Annotated in this window: 12 protein-coding genes and 3 pseudogenes; 8 read left to right on the forward strand and 7 right to left on the reverse strand. The window is 68.7% G+C overall.

Annotation, left to right across the window (positions count from 1 at the left end; genetic code table 11):
• Nucleotides 1-45: 45 nt before the first annotated feature.
• The 4 genes and pseudogenes from P2Q00_RS00735 to P2Q00_RS00750 all read right to left on the reverse strand — a co-directional run.
• On the reverse strand, nucleotides 46-1692 hold the full coding sequence (locus P2Q00_RS00735; RefSeq protein ID WP_275768474.1) for a glycoside hydrolase family 27 protein: 1647 nt from the start codon (nucleotides 1690-1692) through the stop codon (nucleotides 46-48).
• A gap of 84 nt (nucleotides 1693-1776) precedes the next feature.
• Nucleotides 1777-3198: a non-reducing end alpha-L-arabinofuranosidase family hydrolase gene (locus P2Q00_RS00740; protein WP_275768475.1), complete on the reverse strand. Its 1422-nt coding sequence runs from the start codon at nucleotides 3196-3198 to the stop codon at nucleotides 1777-1779.
• A gap of 174 nt (nucleotides 3199-3372) precedes the next feature.
• Entirely contained in the window at nucleotides 3373-5679 is a 2307-nt protein-coding gene (locus P2Q00_RS00745) for a beta-L-arabinofuranosidase domain-containing protein (RefSeq protein WP_275768477.1), read from the reverse strand.
• 438 nt (nucleotides 5680-6117) lie between these two features.
• Nucleotides 6118-6575: pseudogene (locus P2Q00_RS00750) on the reverse strand (FAD-dependent oxidoreductase); the annotation flags it as partial.
• 28 nt (nucleotides 6576-6603) lie between these two features.
• On the opposite strand from P2Q00_RS00750, the gene P2Q00_RS00755 reads away from it, so the two are divergent.
• Together P2Q00_RS00755 and P2Q00_RS00760 are read left to right on the forward strand one after the other, a co-directional pair.
• Nucleotides 6604-6897: a TIGR02679 domain-containing protein gene (locus P2Q00_RS00755; protein WP_275768479.1), complete on the forward strand. Its 294-nt coding sequence runs from the start codon at nucleotides 6604-6606 to the stop codon at nucleotides 6895-6897.
• A 38-nt stretch (nucleotides 6898-6935) separates the two neighbouring features.
• A complete protein-coding gene (locus tag P2Q00_RS00760) occupies nucleotides 6936-7112 on the forward strand; it encodes a hypothetical protein (protein ID WP_275768480.1) in 177 nt (58 codons plus the stop codon).
• A 209-nt stretch (nucleotides 7113-7321) separates the two neighbouring features.
• Here the strand turns inward: P2Q00_RS00760 and P2Q00_RS00765 are convergent, their stop codons facing one another.
• The gene (locus tag P2Q00_RS00765; RefSeq protein ID WP_275768481.1) at nucleotides 7322-9253 is read right to left on the reverse strand and encodes a glycoside hydrolase family 97 protein; all 1932 of its coding nucleotides are present in this window, start codon (nucleotides 9251-9253) and stop codon (nucleotides 7322-7324) included.
• Nucleotides 9254-9559: 306 nt separating this feature from the next.
• Between P2Q00_RS00765 and P2Q00_RS00770 the strand changes: the two genes are divergently transcribed.
• The 3 genes and pseudogenes from P2Q00_RS00770 to P2Q00_RS00780 all read left to right on the forward strand — a co-directional run bounded on the left by P2Q00_RS00770 (nucleotide 9560) and on the right by P2Q00_RS00780 (nucleotide 12301).
• Nucleotides 9560-11053 (forward strand): RICIN domain-containing protein, encoded by a 1494-nt coding sequence (locus P2Q00_RS00770; RefSeq protein WP_275768482.1) that lies wholly within the window; start codon nucleotides 9560-9562, stop codon nucleotides 11051-11053.
• Nucleotides 11054-11640: 587 nt separating this feature from the next.
• Nucleotides 11641-12034: pseudogene (locus P2Q00_RS00775) on the forward strand (nitroreductase/quinone reductase family protein).
• A 102-nt stretch (nucleotides 12035-12136) separates the two neighbouring features.
• Complete coding sequence (locus P2Q00_RS00780) at nucleotides 12137-12301, forward strand: hypothetical protein (protein WP_275768483.1); 165 nt, start codon at nucleotides 12137-12139, stop codon at nucleotides 12299-12301.
• A gap of 299 nt (nucleotides 12302-12600) precedes the next feature.
• On the opposite strand, the gene P2Q00_RS00785 is transcribed toward P2Q00_RS00780, so the two are convergent.
• Together P2Q00_RS00785 and P2Q00_RS00790 are read right to left on the reverse strand one after the other, a co-directional pair.
• Nucleotides 12601-12807 carry a hypothetical protein gene (locus P2Q00_RS00785; protein ID WP_275768484.1) on the reverse strand — a complete coding sequence of 69 codons (207 nt, stop codon included), beginning with the start codon at nucleotides 12805-12807 and terminating at the stop codon, nucleotides 12601-12603.
• 35 nt (nucleotides 12808-12842) lie between these two features.
• Nucleotides 12843-13076, reverse strand: a pseudogene (locus P2Q00_RS00790) (Rv2578c family radical SAM protein); the annotation flags it as partial.
• Between the two features lie 190 nt (nucleotides 13077-13266).
• On the opposite strand from P2Q00_RS00790, the gene P2Q00_RS00795 reads away from it, so the two are divergent.
• The 3 genes from P2Q00_RS00795 to P2Q00_RS00805 all read left to right on the forward strand — a co-directional run bounded on the left by P2Q00_RS00795 (nucleotide 13267) and on the right by P2Q00_RS00805 (nucleotide 18914).
• On the forward strand, nucleotides 13267-13710 hold the full coding sequence (locus P2Q00_RS00795; RefSeq protein WP_030936919.1) for an SRPBCC family protein: 444 nt from the start codon (nucleotides 13267-13269) through the stop codon (nucleotides 13708-13710).
• Between the two features lie 155 nt (nucleotides 13711-13865).
• Complete coding sequence (locus P2Q00_RS00800; RefSeq protein WP_275768485.1) at nucleotides 13866-16262, forward strand: MFS transporter; 2397 nt, start codon at nucleotides 13866-13868, stop codon at nucleotides 16260-16262.
• Nucleotides 16263-16415: 153 nt separating this feature from the next.
• The gene (locus P2Q00_RS00805) at nucleotides 16416-18914 is read left to right on the forward strand and encodes a SpoIIE family protein phosphatase (protein ID WP_275768486.1); all 2499 of its coding nucleotides are present in this window, start codon (nucleotides 16416-16418) and stop codon (nucleotides 18912-18914) included.
• Nucleotides 18915-18930 lie beyond the last annotated feature (16 nt).

Genomic DNA, 18930 nt, shown 5'->3' on the forward strand with positions numbered 1-18930 from the left:
CCCTCTTCCGATCGGGCATCTGCCTGCGCGGGCGGGGGTGGCGGGTTACGGGAGCGCGGTCCACTTCTGGTTGTTCTGGCCGTTGCAGGTCCACAGGATGGCTGAGGTCCCGTTCGCGGTTCCTGCCTGCTGGGCGTCCAGGCACAGCCCGGCGTGGACGTTGCGGATCGACCCGTCGGCTTGCGTGGTCCACTTCTGGTTGTCCTGGCCGTTGCAGGGCCAGATGATGACCGGCGTACCGTTGGTGGTGCCCTGGTTGGAGGCGTCCAGGCACTTGTCGCCGTAGACGCGGATCTCGCCTCCGGCCCACGTGGTCCACAGCTGGTTGGCGGCGGTGTGGCAGTCCCAGATCAGCGTCGTCGTCCCGGCCGTGGTGGAGGCGCGATCCACGTCCAGGCAGCGGCCGGACCCGGTACCGCGCAGGCGTGCGGTAGTGGAGGCCAGCGGGCTGCCGCCGGTCATCTTGAACACGGCGACACCGTGCGCCGGGACGCTTGCCGAGATCTGGCCGGAGGTGCTCGACGTGCCGCCGGTCCACAGGTCGGTGAGGGTGAACGGCCCTCCGGTGAGGCCGACCTGTGCGGCCGTGGCGGTGACGGTCGCGGTGCCGCTCCCGCGGTTGAACAGGCCCACGGCGACCGAGCCGTCGGACAGGGGCTTGGCGAACACCTCGGTGTCACCGTCGTCGCGCACCCGGCGCCCGCCCGCGCCGAGCGAGTCCTGGTTGACCGCCAACAGGCGAGAGTTGCGCAGGATCGCGCTCACGTCGCTGGACATGGTCCGGATGTCGTTGCCTGCGATGAGGGGGGCCGAGAGCAGCGACCACAGGGCGAAGTGGGAGCGGGACTCGTTCAGGGACAGACCGGGACGGCCGACTACGAGCATGTCTGGGTCGTTCCAGTGACCCGGACCCGACTGAGCGGCCAGCGGCGCGTCGATGTCGAGGACGTTGCCCACGCCCATCGGGTAGCTGTTGGTGTTGCCGTTCTGCCAGATGTCGAGCAGATCCTCGGTCGTCCGCCACAGGTCGGCGACCTCGCCCCAGTTGTAGGTGGCGCCGGTGATGGCGTGGAAGCTGTTGGGGTTGATGCTGTAGACGATCGGCCGCCCGGTGGCGCGCAGGGCGTCGCGCATGAGGGTGAACTGCGCGACCTGCTGGTCCAGGGTGCCGCTGGAGGAACACCAGTCGTACTTGAGGTAGTCCACGCCCCATGAGGCCAACGTGGCGGCGTCCTGGGCCTCGTGGCCCTTGCTGCCGGTGGAGCCGGGGTAGGTGCCCACGCCCTGCGCGCACGTGCGCTCGTTGGGCGCCTCGTAGATGCCGAACTTCAGCCCCTTGCTGTGGATGTAGTCCCCGAGCGCCTTCATCCCACTGGGGAACTTGGTCGGGTCGGCCCGCAGGTTGCCCGCGCTGTCACGCTGCGGATCGAACCAGCAGTCGTCGACGACGACGTACCGGTAGCCCGCGTCCTTCATACCCGAGGACACCATCGCGTCGGCGGCCTGGCGGACCTGCGTCTCGTCGACACCGCATCCGAAGCTGTTCCAGCTGTTCCAGCCCAGTGGCGGGGTGAGCGCGGGGCTGCCCGGTGCGGCCTCGGCGGTCGCGCCGGCGGAGGCGGTGACGCAGGCGGAGAGCGTCAGCGCGGTGGCTGTGAGGAGACGCAGCAACCGTGTGTGCAGGGAAACCATGGAGGGGGTCCTTCCTGGCCCGCACAGCGGAAGCCGCTGTGCGGGCCTTGGGGCACGGTCACGAGTTCGGAATCATGTGCACGGTCAGCGCTGCAGGGTGAGCAGGCCCGGCCGGTACGGCAGCCTCTCGTAGGGGGTGGTGCTCGGTGTGTTGGGGTCCAGGCCCTGGTAGAGGAACTGCAGGTTGCAGGGGTCGATGGTCATGGTCTGGTCGGGGTTGTTGCGGACCAGGTCACCGTGGCTGATGCTCTTGGTCCAGGTGGCGCCGCTGTTGGCCTTGCCTGCGAAGGGGTTGCTCTCGGTGGCGGCCTGTGCGGTCCACGGACCGTTCAGGCTGGAAGCCGTGAACGAACGGAAGAAGCGGTCCTCATTCGCACCGCGAGCCTCGACGATCATGAGGTACTGGTTCTGACCCTGAACCTTGTAGACCTGCGGCGCCTCGAACAGGTTCTTCACCGTGTCGGTCATGACCGTGGTGTACGAGGAGCCGAAGCTGCCCGGGAAGTTCCCGATCGGGATCGTCGACTTGAAGATGCTGCCGTTGTCATTGGCGAAGAACAGGTACATGTTCTGGTCGTCGGCGATCAGGGTCGGGTCGATCGGGCCGCCGCTGGGGAGGCTGCCGGTGAACAGCGCCTGCGGCGCGGACCAGCCGTTGGGGTTGGTGGGGTCGCTGGACGTGCGGTAGGTGAAGGGCCAGGCGGTGCCCCACCCCAGAGAGGCCATCACCCAGATGTTCTTGGGTGCGAAGTAGAACACCTGGGGCGCCACGGCGGACGAGTTCATCGCGGTCTGGGTGGCCGTGGACATGTCCGACCAGTTCGTGAAGGGGCTGAAGCCCATCGAGTGCCAGTTGCCGTCGGAGTACGTCGCGTAGACCAGGTGCTTGCCGTTGTACGTCGTGGTGGTGAAGTCCTTCAGCGAAAGCCACCCGTTGGCCGGCTGCGCCAGCGGACCGGTCGAGGTCCACCGGTACGTCGACGGAAGAGCACACGAGTTGGACGTCCCCGACAGGCCGGTCCACTTCTGGTTGCCGGCGCCGGTGCAGTTCCAGAGCTGCACCGCCGTACCGTTGGCCGTACCGCCGCCCGACACGTCCAGGCACAGCCCGGACTCCACGCCGACGACCGTGCCGTCGGTGTTCACCCGCCACTGCTGGTTCGCACCGCCGTTGCAGGACCAGATCTCCACCTTGGTCCCGGCCGTGGTGGCGTGGCCCGGGACGTCCAGGCACTTGTTGCCGTACACGGTCAGCTGGTTGCTGTCGGTGAGCATCCACTGCTGGTTGGACCCGCCCGTGCAGTCCCAGATCTGCACGTTCGTGCCGTCGGTCTGGCTGGCTCCCGGCACATCGAGACACCGACCGGAAGCGACACCCTTCAAGGCGCCGGTGGTGGCCGCCTGGGCCGGACTTGCGACGAGCAGCGCCGCCAAAGAGACCAGGGCCGCAACCGCGGCGGCGAGCACCGCAGACGGACGTCTACGGCTGAAACCTGTTATGTGCATGGGGGCCTCGCAATCCTTGAGTAAGCGGTTCCGGTTTGCCCCGTCGGAGGCTGCCCGGACTGTCGATACGGTGTGGCTCGACCTCGGCATGTTCGGCATTTCGGACGAAGGTCGAAGTGTCGAGCAAAGTGGAATGACGGAGAAGAATTAAAAGCTCTGCTTTCGCAACAGCCCCTAGTTCCCCAAGATGCGCCACCGGTTGTCGGCAGTGCCGTCGTCCGCGTCCTGGACCGCGAATGCGCCGACAGCGGTGGAGTTGTCCGCGATGGCGAGCAACTTCCCGCTGTTCACGTTGCGGATCTTGCAGGTCCCGTCACCCTGGTCGAGCAGCGTCCATCTGTGGTCGGCGGTGCCGTTGTCCGACCACTGCAGGACGGTCGCGCCGTCCGCCGTGGACATGTTCAAGACGCAGAGCACCTTGCCGCTGTGGGCGTTGCGGAAGCGGACCGCGTTTCCGTCGGTGATCATTTGCCAGTTGTGGTCGGCGGTGCCGTTGTCCGACCACTGCAGAGCGCGGCCACCGTCGGCCGTGGACATGTTCTGGATGCCCAGCAGGAGACCGCTGCCCACGTTGGCGAGACGGGCGGTGGCGCTGGTGTTCCAGTAGACGGTGTAGTTGAAGCCGTGCGCGTCGTGGAACGGGCCCAGGTTGACGGTGGATCCGTTGGCGGTGGCGGTGAAGGCGAGCGAACTGCTGCTGGTCCTGGTGATCGAGGACGTGTACAGCGTGGGGAGGGAGCTGAGCGCGGTGTCGCCGTAGTTGCCGGACAGGACCACCGGGCCGTAGGTGATCGCGGCGACGTTCGCGTTGTCGTTGGCTGCTCGCATGACGACCCGCATGGGCAGGCGGACGGTGACCGCGTCGCCGGAGGTCCACGAGCGGCTCAGGGTGGCGTAACTGCCGGGCGTGGTGGTGATGTTCTGCGCGACGCCGTTGACGCTGACGGTGGCCCCGGAGGTCCAGGCCGGGATGCGGATGCGCATCGCCCAGGTTCCGCTGACGCTGCCGGTGACCTGCAGGGTCGTGGTGTCGCCGACGGGGTACGACGTGGTCTGGGTGACCGTGATCCCGCGCTCCGACCAGTTGAGCACCGAGGGCACGAACAGGTTCACGATCAGGGTGTTGTCACTGTGGAAGTAGACGGAGTCCATCAGCCTGGTATGCATCTCCAGGCCCGTGCCCTGGCAGCACCAGAAGGTGCCGTAGTCGGTGCTCCAGGTGCCGCCGCCCCACGCCGGGCCCACACCGCGCCGGCCTCCCGGGTTGAGCGGGGTGAAGTAGGTGACGTGGCCGTGGTCGTCGGCCGGGTTCTGCTGGCCGATCATCTGGTTCAGCCAGGCCCGCTCGTAGTAGTCGAACAGTGCGACCCGGTCCGGGTCCAGCGTGAACAGTTCCCGGGTGAAGGTGAGCATGTTGATGGTGTTGCAGCTTTCGCACGTGTCCTTGTTCAGATAGCCGGAGATGGCATTCGGCGCGCGGAAGTGCTCCGCCTGACTGTTCCCGCCGATGGCATAGGTGTGCGCATTGACGCAGAAGTTCCAGGCATTGGAGGCGATGTCGCGGTAGCGGGTCGTGCCAGTGGCCTTGTATTCCCGGGCGGCCCCGATCCACTTGGGTACCTGGGTGTTGGCGTGCAGTCCGCTGAGCTGGTCCTGGTTGGACGCCAGGGGGTCGAACACCGCGGCGTGGTCGAAGCGCTGAGCGACGGTGAGCCACCGTGCGTCGCCTGTCTGCTGGTAGAGATCGGTCAGCACGGTGTTCATGCCGCCGAACTCCGTTCCCAGCATGGCCTGCATCTGCTGGCTGCTCAGTCGGCCGGTGCGCCAATCGACCCATCCCGCCAGGGCGAGCAGCACGTCCCGGGCCTGTGTGCTGCCGATGTGGCGCCATACGTCCAGGAGGCCGGCGAGGGTCTTGTGGATGGTGTAGTACGGCACGTTGCCGTTGGTCAGGGTCCGCTGCTCAAGAGCGGTGAAGTCGGACTCGGGGTAGCCGGAGAGGTACCCGGCGTTGAAACCGGCGGCGCTGTTGTTGGCCTGGCATTTGGCCAACTCCGCAACCATGTGGGTTGCCTTGTCCCGGCAGGTGGTGTCCCCGGTCACGGCGTACAGCTGCGCCCATGCCGTGAGGAAGTGCCCTTGGACGTGGGTGCGGAGGGGAAACGTCGGCGCGTCCCAACCGCCGGCGGCAGCCGCACTGTTGGTGGACAGCCGGTGGTTGGCGCGGAAGTTGTACAGCAGCCGGTCGACATCGACGAACCGCAGGTAGTTCTGCGTACGGTTCTGGTTGTCCAGCCATCGGCTCGCAGTGAGCCGGACCTGGCCGAGTTCGAAGGGATATGCGGAGACCCCGATGTCGGCCCTTGTGGAAGGGATGGCCGCCTGGGCGGGGGATGCGCCGATGAAGGATCCGGTGGCAGAGGCGGCGGCGGTGGCCCCGGCTACTTGCAGGAGGCGCCGTCTACTGACAGAGGAAGCCATCTCGAACCTTTCGGCGACGGGAGAGCGATTGCTTGGTCGTTCAGAGCTGACGCGGCGCCACGGCTTGCGGGCGACGATGTCTGCAGCAGGAGCCGAGTGGATGGAGAGCGTCACCCGCTGCGAACTGCGACAGAGTGTGCGGACTCCAGGGGGCCTGCGGTGGAGCAGTTTCCCGACGCCATGTCCTCACTCCGTTCCCGTACGGCAGCACCGCCGTGTGCCGCTTTCGGCTCCCGTATCCTCTCGGAGACCCTTTGGCTGCGTGTGCCTGATGTCACGCATGAAACTGCGGCACTCGCCATGCCCGTGTCAACGGGTGTGCAGGGATGAAAAGCACCTTCCGGCTGCGCTTTTCTCCGTTTGTATCTAGAAATCTGCCGGTTACCCACGCGCAAACATGGCATGTCTACGCGCCAGGCGCCGATGGTCCCGGACCGGCTACCGTGCAGGGCGGCACCGGTCCTCCGATCGGGTCAGGCGTGGTAGCACCCAGCCGTGGTGCCGCAGGATCATGCGCATCGAGCGGGGGAAGGCATCAGCTGCAGGGCCGCATTGCGCAGGAAACCTGCTGGCCCATCCGCCCAGACTCCCGGGCCGCCCGGTCGGCTGCCTGGCCGTGCGGGCGGTGTTCGGCGTCGTAACGGGCGAGCGCGGCTTCGACGGTGTACTCGGTGGCGAGGGCCGCGGCCAGGGTGACCGCGACCTCCAAAGCCTGGCAGTGCGACCCGGCCGACCGTGTACGAAGGCAGCGGGATGGGGAGTTCGTTGACGTCGTGGTGGAGAACGGCGCCGGGCCGGGTCGCGTCAAGCAACGCAGGGATCGGGTCGTGCCATGCGCGGAACCGCTGGCGAAGCTCGGCAAGCGGGGTCGGACGGTCATGCCACGGTGCGGGCCCAGCCGGCGCTCGCCGACTGGACCGCGTCATGCCGAGCCACCGGTCTGGTCGGTGGCTCGCCGGATCCGCCCCGAACCCTGCTCGCAGAGACGCTGACGTGCTCGCGGAACTCCCGGATCAGGCCGAGCCCCCGCCCGTCTTCGCTGTCCGGGTTTTGAAGGGCGACTCCCACGCACTCGACGACGGCACCCGCCTGTCCACCCTCACCCTCCGAGCCCCTGGCGATCCTCCACGCACCGCCCCGGAGTCCTCGGCGTATCGCGCGACTTGTGCCCTCGCGCGGGCATCGCCGACGACAACCTGCCGACCACCGTTCTCGTAGGTGAACCACACCCGGACGGTGAGGGTTCGCTCGCCCGTGTGGCCCCTGTTTGTGCCGAGACAGCTCAGGCCGCCGGACTGACCCTCGCCCAACTGCGAGCCCCGGGCGAGGTCACCCTCGCCTCCGATCCTGCACCCGTCGTCCACACCATGGAGAACCCCGGCATCCTGGCTCTGTCCTTTGAGGGGTCCTTGCACTATGAGCATCCGATGTAGTCCCGTGGTCTGGGGCCTTGAAGTTGGCGCGGTCGATGGACAGTCGCCCGTTCTTCGCCGAGATGGACCGTACTGCTGCCGCAAAACGGGCCACGACGTCGCCCGCTGCGGTGGACGAGGACGTCGAGTTGGGTGCCGTAGGGCGTGCAGGGGAGCGGACACCCCCTGCGGACCAGCCCCGATCCGGCGAAATCCCTGGTTACGGCCGCTCATCCATGACTCAGGACGACTGCCTGGCCGCCCGCGGGGGCCATCGCGACGCGCAGCGTGGTCGACGAGGTCACGGTCCGTGTGCTCACTGCGACGGGGGTCTGGTACGGGCTGCTGCCCGGCGTTCCGTCGGCGTAGATCGTGGCGGTGTAGGTGCCGCTACCGAGGAAGGACAGCGGGATCGAGAGGGTCCGGGCGGTCTCGTTGGTCATCGCCGCCAGGTACCAGGTGGTGCCGCTGCGCCGGGCGACGGCGATGTACTCGCCGATCGAACCGGCGAGGGTCCGGCTCTGGTCCCAGACGGTGGGGATGGCGTCGAACCAGGGCAGCCCGGGCCAGTTGGAAGGGGTGGAGTACTGCGAGGGGGTGCTGTACCAGTACAGGAAGTTCAGGGGCTGGTAGTACACGGCGGCCATCGCCATCTGGTGGACGTTCGTCGTCCGGTCGCGGGACTGGCCGTAGCAGATGGTGTAGTCCATCGGCCCGCCGATGTTGCGGGCGAAGGGCAGGGTGACGTTGTGGGTGGCAGTCGGGAAGTGCTCGTTGCCCCGCACGCCCTCCATGCTGATCCAGTTGGGATAGGTCCGCTCGTAGCCGAACGGCCGCACGTCGTCGTGCATGTCGATCAGCAGCTTGTGCGTCGCCGCCGTCCTGGCCCAGGCGATGATCTGGTTCGTCATCGCCTGGGTGCCGTCGTTGATGAAGCCCAGCTTGACGCCCGCCACGCCCCAGCTCCGGTACAGGGCGAACAGGCTGTCCGAGCTGCTCATGGCCATGGGGTTGACGTAGAGGAAGACGCCGATTCCCTTGCCGGCGGCGTAGGAGATGACCTTGGGCATGTCGATGGCGGGGATCGGCTGCGTGGCGTCGGTCGAGGTGTGCTCGGGGCCGTACCACCCCGAGTCGTACTCGATGTACTGCAGGCCGCGGGCGGCGGCGAAGTCGACGCCCGCCAGCCCGTCCGCGGTGGTCAGATTGCACCGGAAGACCTTGCCCGGCTTGATCCACGACGTGTCGGCGAGGGCGCCGGCCGGGGCCAGGTTGAGTACCAGCTCCGCGTTGTCGACCAGTTCGGCGTGGGTGGAGCCGATCACCACGGCGCGCCAGGACGTGGCGAACGGTGTGGTGACGGCGGAGGTCGTCTGGACCGGTCCCGAGCCGCGGGCCGTGTGCCGCATCAGGTACGCCGCGAGGGTGTTGGGCTGTCCGGAGACCGAACTGAGCATCGTGCGGGGGTAGTTGGTGCGGGCCGACTCGCAGACGCAGGCGATGAGCCCGCTGCTGTAGGTCGCGGTGAGGGGGAGGTCGGTCAGGGGACCGGTGTCCGTGGATGAGGTTCCGGTGGACGGGATGGAGCCGGGCGCGACCGGGTTGTAGTCGTCCTCGTCCCGTGCGCTGTAGACGAGTGTGCCGTCCGGGAAGACGAACGTCGTCAGTTCACCGGCGATGGTGGCGGTGCCCGGGTCCAGCAGGACGTAACGGAACGCGACGCCGGTCGCGTAGGCCCGGATCTGGACACCGAAGTTGATGGAGGTCCGGTTGTCCCGGAGGCTCCAGCGCATCTCCTGGTAGGCGTCGGAGACAGTCGCGTTGCGCCCGTACAACGGGTTCCAGGTGGTGTCGACGTGCCAGTGCTGATAGTTCGTCAGAACGGCGTCGGTGCCGAGGGTGGTTCCGTCGCTCAGCCGCAGCCCCATGGCCGAACTGGCCACGACTGTCGCGCCGTTACGCCGGGCCGACCACTGGAGCGAGCCGCCCGTCAGCGACATGGTGATGCTGGTGGTGCCGTCGAGCGATGTCGCGGTGACCGAGGCGTCTGCGGCTGCGGCCGGATATGTGCTGCCGATGCCCAGCGCGGCCGTTGCGGCGGTGACAGCCGCGCCCTTGAGCACCCCGCGGCGGGAAGGTTCCTGACGCCCTGGCAAGTTCACAGTCGGTCCACCTCGCTTGGATACGGTTTCCAACAAACTCAACCAGCAAGTAACAGATTCTGACCGTCGCGAAGTTTCTACGCCTCGCCCGACCCAAAGGTCAACCCCTCGCATCCGCCCCCACATGTCCGAAATCCCGGACGGTACGGGTGACTTGTGACACCTGCGAGCCTCATTAGGCGCCCCCAGAGCCGGTCACGAATTAAACAAACTCGAACGCGATCCTTGACGCCACGAACGTGCCACGACTCTCATTGGTCCCCGCGACACCAACGGATCGTCAAACCTCGACCGAGAGGGACGCACATGTTCAAGGGAGTTCCCCGGCCGCCCGCCGGCCGATGGTGGCGCGGGGCCGCAGCGTTCCTGACCCTCCTGGGAGGCCTTGCGGCGCTGCTGCTTCCGGCGACCGAGGCGCACGCGGCCACGGTGTCGTTCACCACGGGTGCCGCACGCACCGACCAGAACGGCAACACCCTGCAGCTGCACGGCCTCGGCATCATCAAGGTGGGCAACACCTGGTACGGCTTCGGCGAGGACAAGACCGGCGAGACCTCGTCGGACACGTCCTTCCAGGACATCGCCTGCTACTCCTCCACCAATCTCGCCGACTGGGCCTACCAGGGCCAGGCGCTGAGCCGGCAGAGCAGCGGCGACCTCGGCCCCAGCCGCATCGTGGAGCGACCCAAGGTCATCTACAACAAGTCGACCAGCACATACGTGATGTACATGCACATCGACAGCAAGAACTACTCCGAGGCCAAGGTCGGCGTGGCGACCAGCAGCACCCCGTGCGGCCCCTACACCTACCGGGGAAGCTTCCGGCCGCTGGGCAACGTCAGCCGTGACCTCGGCCTGTTCCAGGACACCGACGGCACCGGCTACCTGCTGAGCGAGGACCGCAACAACGGCCTGCGCATCGACAAACTGTCCGCCGACTACCTGTCCGTGGACAGCGCGGTGGCGGTGCTCGGCAGCAGCGGCAGCAGCGGCAGCGTCGAGGCCCCCGCCATGATCAAGAAGGACGGCACCTACTACGTCTTCGGCTCCCGCCTGACGGGCTGGAGCCTCAACGACAACATCTACGCCACCGCCACGTCACTGGGCGGCCCCTGGTCGTCGTTCCGGAACCTGGCCGCGCCCGGCACCCACACCTACGGCAGCCAGACGGCGAACGTCATCACCGTCCAGGGCTCCTCCGGCACCACCTACATCTACGCCGGCGACCGCTGGAACACCTCCGACCTCGGCGCGTCGAAACTGATCTGGCTGCCCCTGACCATCAGGGGCACCACGGTGAACCTCGGCCAGTACCCCACCTGGTCACTCGACACCTCGGCGGGAACCTGGACGGCCGGCAGCGGGATCCCCGCTGAGGGCGTCCACACCCTGAAGAACGTCAACAGCTCCCTGCTGATGGACGTGTCGAGCGGCTCCACGGCGAACGGCGCCAGGATCATCCAGTGGCCGTCCAACGGCGGCACGAACCAGCAGTGGACGCTCACGCGGGTGGCGGACAACATCTACACGCTCAAGAGTGTGAAGAGCGGCCTGTGCCTGGACGTACCGAGCCATTCGACCGACACCGGCGTCCAGTTGGAGCAATGGACCTGTAACGGCGGGACCAACCAGCAGTGGTTCCTCGACCTGGTCGGCAGCTACACCGGCAGCACCTACATGCTCGCCGGCGTGGGCAGCGACCTGGAAATCAGTGTCGCGAACGCCTCGACCACCAACGGGGCGGCCGTGGCGCAAGAAACGGGCACAGGCGCGACGAGCCAGCAGTGGAGTCTTTCCTGACGGGTGCGCCGGGACCGCTGACGCGGATCAACGAACATGTCGGCTACGTGTTCCTGACCCGCAACGCTTCCACGCGTCGAGGAGTTCTTCACCCGTCACACGGTGGCCAGATCGTCACCGTCGAGCAGCACCTGCGCTACTCCGCCGCCCACCGTTTGGATCCGGCAGGCCGAGGCGGACGCCGGCGAGCGCGACGACCGGCTCACCACCGACGAACCGGCCGAGCTCGTAGCCCTGCGCAAGGAGAGCGCCCAGTTCAAGCGGGGTGACGGCGCGCATCGACGAGCACCCGTGCCTGGGGGGGCGAGCCCGTACCGCGGGAACTGCACATCGCTTCCTACACGAACCACCGGTGGCGCCGCGCCGAAAGGGAGCCGTGCGAACGAGTGCGCCGCGTCGGCCTGCACGACGAAGTCCCGCTCGCACCCGCCGGTTGACCACCGGCCACAGATCCCGAGGGGCGGCGACCGGCAACCGACGGACCGCCCCTCGGCCCGCCTCCGGAACGCCGCCCCGCCGCCTTCGCCGCCCTCCTCCGTACGCTGAAGACCCGCACGCCCTGATCCCAGTCACCGGACGGTGAACCCCTGCCACGCAACGCCGAGAGCAAGTACCGGGCCGTCACTGCCTTCCAGCGCCCGCTCAATGCCGTGATGCGCCGTCTGCCGCTGCAGACCCTGCTGGAAACGACGGGGCGCAGCTCCGGCCTGCCCCGCCGTACCCCGGTCGGTGGGCGCCGGGTCGGCCACTCGTTCTGGCTGGTGTCGGAGTTCGGGGGAGCGGTCGCAGTACGTGCGCAACATCAGGGCCGGTCCCCGGGTACGGGTACGCATCCGGGGCCGCTGACACACCGGCACGGCCCATCTCCTGCCGGACGACGACCCGATCGCCCGCCTGCGCGCGCTGCGGTCGCTGAACAGCGTGGCGGTGCGGGCGATCGGGGCGGGGCTGCTGACGGTGCGGGTGGATCTGGCGGACTGAGGTCAGGCACTCACCCGCGCGCAAAGCGCCAGGACCAGATCCCGTACGGCCTCCGGGGCCGGCAGGATGGGCAGGTGGTCGCAGTCGGGACGGCGTACGAGCATGCAGTCCGGGATCGCGGCGGCGCTTAAAGTCCTCGTCCCGGAACTCCGGGACCTGGCGGGCGGATCAACCACCGATGAAGCCGGGGCGGTGCACGAAATCTTGGCCCTGACTGCCCAAGTCGACCGCAAGGCCCACCGGTACCTCGTCTTCAACGGCGACTGACACCGTCACTTTCGCAACAGGCCCATGATCTTTAACGTGTACCGTCGAACGGTGCGTCGTACGACCGTCGGCCACTTCCAGTCGGCGAAGCCTCGACGACACAGACGGCCTGTGCTGACCTGAGCGCACACACGGAAACGCCCCGGTGAGCGTCAGGGAAGTCACAGGGGGCGTCTGGGCCTCGCAGGGCGATTGTCCGCAGGCTGGTTTCGCGCGGCCTGTACGGGCTGGTGCAGGACTACCTCGACGGCGTCTTGGGCGGCTGACGCGTTCCTGAAGTGTGGCTGCTGGTGCGTCGGTTACAGGCGCTTCGCTGTGCGGTCGCGCAGCAGCAGCCACTGACTCGCGTCGGCGCCGCCTGAGCGCGCGGCCGGTCCATGCAGCAGCACGGCGTAAGCCGTCCTCTCCGCCTTGCCCGGGGCGGCATACTGGCCTGGCGCCTCCAGGGTCGGGAATGACCTCGTCATGCCTTTCCAGGCCTTGTCCGCGTTCGGGGTGCTGAGCATCGGCCCTCCCGGGCTCAATAGGGTCATGCAGTGAAGTACTCGCACGCGTGCGAGCAGCCGCGGTACGGGTTCACCGTCCACTCGAAGGGCATGCGCGAGACGCCCGGCACCCGGTTGATGATCGAGCGGGCCCGCACCTCGTGGAAGGTGATTCCACGGAATTCAGGCGTGTCGAAGGTACGGCTGACCACCGCGTCCGCGCCGAACAGGGTGGCGTCGGCCGCCCGGCTGTGACCGCCGGACTCCACTGTGAGGTTCTCCCACCGCATGACGCCTCCTCGGTAGCGCTGCCCCAGAGTGAAACACGTGTTCGAATTACCGTGCAAGGCCTGTTTCTGATCGCTTCGGGCGCCCGGCGACACCCCGAGGGCGCCCCTGGGGTACCCCGATTTGGGCGGCCGTGGGCGGGGGTGGTTGGCTTGCCCCAACCCCGAGAGAAGCAAGTCCTGGAGGAACCCAATGGCGCAGGTCGAGGCCACTACCGAGCGGGTCGTCGCGGCAGACGCGGAGAAGGTGTTCGACGCCCTCGCCGACTACAGCGGCACGCGCGCGAAGGTGCTGCCCGAGCACTTCAGCGAGTACGAGGTGCGTGAGGGCGGCGACGGCGAGGGCACCCTCGTCCACTGGAAGCTCCAGGCCACCAGCAAGCGCGTCCGCGACTGCCTCCTGGAGGTCAGCGAGCCCACCGACGGCGAGCTGGTCGAGAAGGACCGCAACTCCTCGATGGTCACCACCTGGCGGGTCACCCCGGCCGGCGAGGGCAAGTCCCGCGTCGTCGTGACCACCGTCTGGAACGGCGCCGGCGGGATCGGCGGCTTCTTCGAGAAGACCTTCGCGCCCAAGGGCCTCGGCCGGATCTACGACGCGGTGCTCGCGAAGCTGGCCACCGAGGTCGAGAAGTAAGCCCCCGGCGTTCGGGGGGCGTTGCCCCTCTCGCAGGCTCTCACCGGATCGAGTGGATCTCCCTGCGCCACGCCGGTCTGCCGTAACTCGTCGCGCTTGCCCGTAGTTGCCCCCTTGAGCGGAACTGTGTGGCAGCGCGACGAGGGGAGCGGTACGTGGGCGGGAGCACTCTGGTGCAGGGCGAACTGCGGGGCGAACCGCCCGCGTCGCACCCGCACACCCCCGTCGCCGCCTCGGCCGTACCGGTCCAACTGAGCCCGCGCCGGGTGCGGTTGGTCTTCCTCGGGCTGATGCTGGCGCTGCTGCTCGCCGCCCTGGAGCAGATGATCGTCGCCACCGCGCTCCCGAAGATCGTCGGCGAGCTGCACGGCCTGGACAGGATGTCCTGGGCGATCACCGCCTACCTACTGACGGCCACCGTGGGACTGCCGGTCTACGGCAAGCTCGGCGACCTGCTCGGCCGCAAGGGCGTCTTCCAGTTCGCCATCGTCGTCTTCGTGATCGGCGCCGCGCTCGCGGGCCGGGCACAGAGCATGGACCAGCTGATCGCCTTCCGTGCCGTCCAGGGCGTCGGCGCGGGCGGGCTCATGATCGGGGTGCAGGCGATCATCGCGGACATCGTGCCGCCCCGGCAGCGCGGACGGTACATGGGCCTGATCGGCGCGGCGTTCGGCCTCGCGTCCGTCGCCGGCCCCTTGCTGGGCGGGTACTTCACCGACCACCTCTCCTGGCGCTGGTGCTTCTACTTCAACGTCCCCTTCGGCCTGGTCACCCTGGCCGTCGTCACCGCCGTACTGAAGCTCCCGAAGCCCCAGGGCAAGCCGCGGCTCGACATCCTGGGCACGCTGCTGCTCGCCGCCGCCTCCACCTGCCTCGTCCTGCTGACCAGTTGGGGCGGCACCGAGTACGCCTGGGACTCGCGGACGATCCTCGGCCTCGGCGCGGGAGCGGTGGCCGCCACCGTCCTCTTCCTCGTCGCCGAGCACTTCGCCGCCGAACCCCTCATCCCACTGCGGCTGTTCAGGGACTCCGTCTTCAACGTCACCGCCCTGGTGGGCCTGGTGATCGGCGTCGCGCTGTTCGGCGCCGCCAGCTATCTGCCGACCTTCCTGCAGATGGTCGACGGGGCCTCCGCCACCGAGTCGGGACTGCTGATGCTGCCCATGATGGGCGGCATCGTCGGCGCCTCGATCGTCTCCGGGCAACTCATCAGCCACACCGGGCGCTACAAGATCTACCCCGTCCTCGGCAGCGCCGTGTCCGTCGTCGGCATGTGGCTGCTGTCCCGCCTCGAAGTCGACACGCCCCGGCTGCACTACAGCATCTGGATGGCAGTCCTCGGCGCCGGGATCGGCATGGTGATGCCCGTGCTGATCCTGGCTGTGCAGAATTCCGTGCGCCCCGCCGACCTCGGCACGGCCACGAGTGCGAACAATTATTTCCGGCAGATCGGGGGAAGCGTCGGCGCCGCGATCTTCGGCACCCTGTTCGCCGACCGGCTCACCGACGCCCTGGCGAAGCGTCTCCCCACGCGCGCGGGTGGACCGCTACCCGATCCGGAGTCCATCACTCCGCAGCTCGTCCACACGCTGCCCGCGCCGCTGCGCGACGACTACATCCGGGCGTACGCCGACGCCATGCCCCGGATCTTCCTCTACCTCGTGCCGGTGCTCGCCCTCGGCCTGCTCATCGCGTTCTTCCTCAAGGAGAAACCACTGGTGTCCTACGACGCCGCCGAACCGGAACCCGCGACCGCGAACCCCCAGGTACCGCAGGCCCGTTCGCCATACGGCGCCGCAATCCCCGTCTGCGGCACCGTGCAGCACCCCGACGGAACGGTCGTCCTGCGTGCCGCGCTCACCCTCATCGATGTGACCGGGCAGCAGATCGGGCGGGGCGCGAGCGGCGAGGACGGGCGGTATGCGCTGTCCGCGCCCGGCTCGGGGGCGTACGTCCTCATCGCCGCCGCGGGCGGGCACCAGCCGCAGGCCGTCTCCGTCACCGTGGGCGAGCACCCCGTCGAACTCGACGTCGTCCTCGGCGGCGCCGGACGCCTCGCCGGTAACGTACGCACCGCCGACGGCACCCCCGTACGGAATGGCACGGTCACGCTCACCGACGTGCGCGGCGAGGTCGTCGCCACCACCCGCAGCGGACCCGAGGGCAGTTACGTCATCACTGAGCTGATGGCCGGCGAGTACACCCTCGCCGCGAGCGCGCCCGCCCTCCGCCCGGCCGCGCTCCCCGTCACCGTCCAGGCCTCCCGGGAGACCCGCCGGGACGTCGAACTCGCGGGCGGCGCCGTGCTGCGCGGCACCGTGCGGGCGAGCGGTGGGCGGCCAGTCGAGGACGCGCGCGTGACGGTGCTCGACGCGGCGGGCAACGTCGTGGACACGCTCACCACCGGCCTCGACGGAACGTTCCGGTTCGTCGACCTGTCCTCCGGCGAGTACACCGTCATCGCCGCCGGTTACCCGCCGGTTGCCACCGTGCTCCAGGTCGCGGGAGGCGGACGGACCGAGCGGGACCTGCAGTTGGCGCACGAAGACTGACGCGGTCTCAGGCGCTCCGGCGCACGCCCCCGCGCGCGGGGGCCGTCCCGCCGTACCAATTCCCGCATTGCCGCACATCACCACCGGCCGGAGCCGTACGGTTGAGCAGGCGGCACAGATCTTGCGGAGCCGTGGGGAGGGAGGGTCCGGGCCATGGAAAATGGCACCGACCGTGGCATTGAGAGGGACGCACCTCCCAGCCTCGGAGCTGGGAACGGCGCGGCGACGGAGCTCGCCGCGGCCGGCCGTATCCCGCTGGCCGTGGTCGTGGTGGACCGTGACGGCCTTGTCTCCCACTGGAGCAGGGGCGCGGGCCGGCTGTTCGGAGTCCCCAAGGACGACGCAATAGGGCGCTCGGCGGTCGACCTGCTGCCCGTCTCCGGCGCACTGCCGGAGGAGGACGAGGACATCACCCCGTACGGGGCGTACGCGGCGTACGACGGACTCGGCCCCGACCTCGAATCATCCCTCGACGGCAGGCTCTCCTACCCGGCCGCCGGCCGCGCCCGCCTCACCGTCCCCGACCGCGACGACGCCCACGCGCGCGTGGATGTGCTGTGGTGGGCGTACCCCCTGGTGGGCCCGGGATACGAGCGGCTGCTGGTGCTCGCCGCCGACACCGCCGGACTCCGCCAGGACGAACCCGACGGCAGCGAAGGGGACCTGGCGTTCGAGCGGATCGCGCCCGGCTTCGCCCTGCACACCGACTTCCCCGGCGCCGAGGAACTGGCCCGCCGGCTGCCCGAGATCCTGCCCAGCATGAGCGTCGACGAAAGCGCCCGCATCGTCGCGCAAGTCCTCGAACTGGGCTATCCGGTACTGGAGTTCAGCCAGAACGACCGGGTGCCCGTCACCCCCGACTGGGGTGTGCCACGGCGCGTCGAGCGCAGGGCCCGTCGTGAGCGGGCCGCGCGGGCGGCGGCCGAAGGCCTGCCGGTGTCACGGGAACTCGCCGACGAGGGCGAGGACCTCGAGTACGCCGCCGTACGCGAACACCTGGAGTTCCTCAACGAGGTCAGCGGGAGGATCGGCACCTCGCTAGACCTCTCCCGGACCATCATCGAGGTCAGCAAGGCCGTCGTGCCGCGCTTCACGGACGTCGCCGGCACCTATCTGCGCGAACAGGTCGTCGCCGGAGAGGGGTTCCCCGACGGCGTTCCGGACACCACCACCATGTGGCACCGGGTCGCCGTCGAGCACACCGACGAACCCGGCCGCTGGGACGACGTCGTGCCGGTCGGCGAGGCCATGCCGTTCCCGGCGCACACGCCGTTCTTCCAGTGCATGACCAGCGGCCAGCCCGTCCTCGTACCGCGCATCAGCGAGGAGATGGGCCACGCCATCGCCTCGCAGTTCGAGAAGCGTGACATCCGGCCGCTCATCAACAACCGCTCCATGCTGATCGTGCCCCTGAAAGCACGCAATGTGGTGCTCGGCTTCATGATCCTGCTGCGCCACCCGGAGCGCGTCGAGTTCAACGACATGGACCGGGTCACCGGCGCCGAACTCGCCGCCCGCGCAGGCCTCGTGCTCGACAACGCGCGCATGTACACGTACCAGGAGAGCGTCGCCGAGACCCTCCAGGACAGCATGCTGCCGCACATCCCGCCGCGCATGGCGGGCTGCGACATCGCCACCCGCTATCTGCCGGGCACGCTGCTGGGCCGGGTCGGCGGCGACTGGTTCGACTCGGTGAAGCTCCCCGGCGCCCGCACCGCCCTCGTCGTCGGCGATGTCATGGGGCACGGCCTCAACTCGGCCGCCATGATGGGCCAGTTGCGTACGGCCGTGCAGACCATGGCCGCCCTCGACCTGCCGCCCGCCCAGCTTCTGCGCAACCTCGACGACCTCGCGCAGCGCCTCGGCGACACCTACCTCGCGACCTGTCTGTACGCCGTCTACGACCCGATCGTGGGCGAGCTGCACATCGCCAACGCCGGGCACATCCCGCCCGTACTGGTCCGTGCCGAGGACGGCCGCAGCGAGCTGCTCGATCTGCCGACGGGCGCGCCCATCGGCGTCGGCGGAGTGCCCTTCGAAGCGGTACGCGTGCGCGTGGAGCCCGGCGACCGCATCGTGATGTGCACCGACGGACTGGTCGAGGTGCGCGGCGAGGACATCGGTGTGGGCCTCGCGACGCTCAGCGAGTCCGCCGCCCACCCGGCCGCGTCCATGGACGACGCCTGCGACTCCATCATCCGCGCCCTCAACACGCGCGGCGGCCGCAAGGACGACGTGGCCCTGCTGATGGCCCGGCTCAACGGCGTCGAGGCGGACGACGTCGCCGAGTGGCGCCTCGCCCTCGACCCGATCGAGGTCGGCCGCGCGCGTGCCGTCGTCCGCGAGCAGCTCCACGACTGGGGGCTCGCGAAACTCGCCCACAACGCCGAGCTGTTGGTCAGCGAACTCGTCACCAACGCCGTACGGCACTCCCACAGCCGCCCCGTCGAACTGCGGCTCGTCCGCGGCGACACCCTGCTGTGCGAAGTGGACGACGACGACCATGACCTGCCGACCCTGCGCAGCGCCGGTCCGACTGACGAGTTCGGGCGCGGACTGCGCGTGGTCAGCGCCCTCGCCCGCGAGTGGGGCACCAGCCGTACGAAGGCCGGCAAGACCGTCTGGTTCGAACTGACCCTGCCCCGGCGCTGACCGCACAACAGGGACG

It is taken from the genome of Streptomyces coacervatus, from assembly GCF_029223485.1.
Taxonomy (GTDB): Bacteria; Actinomycetota; Actinomycetes; order Streptomycetales; family Streptomycetaceae; genus Streptomyces; species Streptomyces coacervatus.

Coding starts and splice junctions, on each gene's coding strand:
- P2Q00_RS00740 (WP_275768475.1), bottom strand. CDS start 3,198: ATGCACATAACAGGTTTCAGCCGTAGACGTCCGTCTGCGGTGCTCGCC.
- P2Q00_RS00780 (WP_275768483.1), top strand. CDS start 12,137: ATGCAGTCCGGGATCGCGGCGGCGCTTAAAGTCCTCGTCCCGGAACTC.
- P2Q00_RS00785 (WP_275768484.1), bottom strand. CDS start 12,807: ATGCTCAGCACCCCGAACGCGGACAAGGCCTGGAAAGGCATGACGAGG.
- P2Q00_RS00805 (WP_275768486.1), top strand. CDS start 16,416: ATGGAAAATGGCACCGACCGTGGCATTGAGAGGGACGCACCTCCCAGC.
- P2Q00_RS00735 (WP_275768474.1), bottom strand. CDS start 1,692: ATGGTTTCCCTGCACACACGGTTGCTGCGTCTCCTCACAGCCACCGCG.
- P2Q00_RS00745 (WP_275768477.1), bottom strand. CDS start 5,679: ATGGCTTCCTCTGTCAGTAGACGGCGCCTCCTGCAAGTAGCCGGGGCC.
- P2Q00_RS00770 (WP_275768482.1), top strand. CDS start 9,560: ATGTTCAAGGGAGTTCCCCGGCCGCCCGCCGGCCGATGGTGGCGCGGG.
- P2Q00_RS00795 (WP_030936919.1), top strand. CDS start 13,267: ATGGCGCAGGTCGAGGCCACTACCGAGCGGGTCGTCGCGGCAGACGCG.
- P2Q00_RS00755 (WP_275768479.1), top strand. CDS start 6,604: ATGCCGAGCCACCGGTCTGGTCGGTGGCTCGCCGGATCCGCCCCGAAC.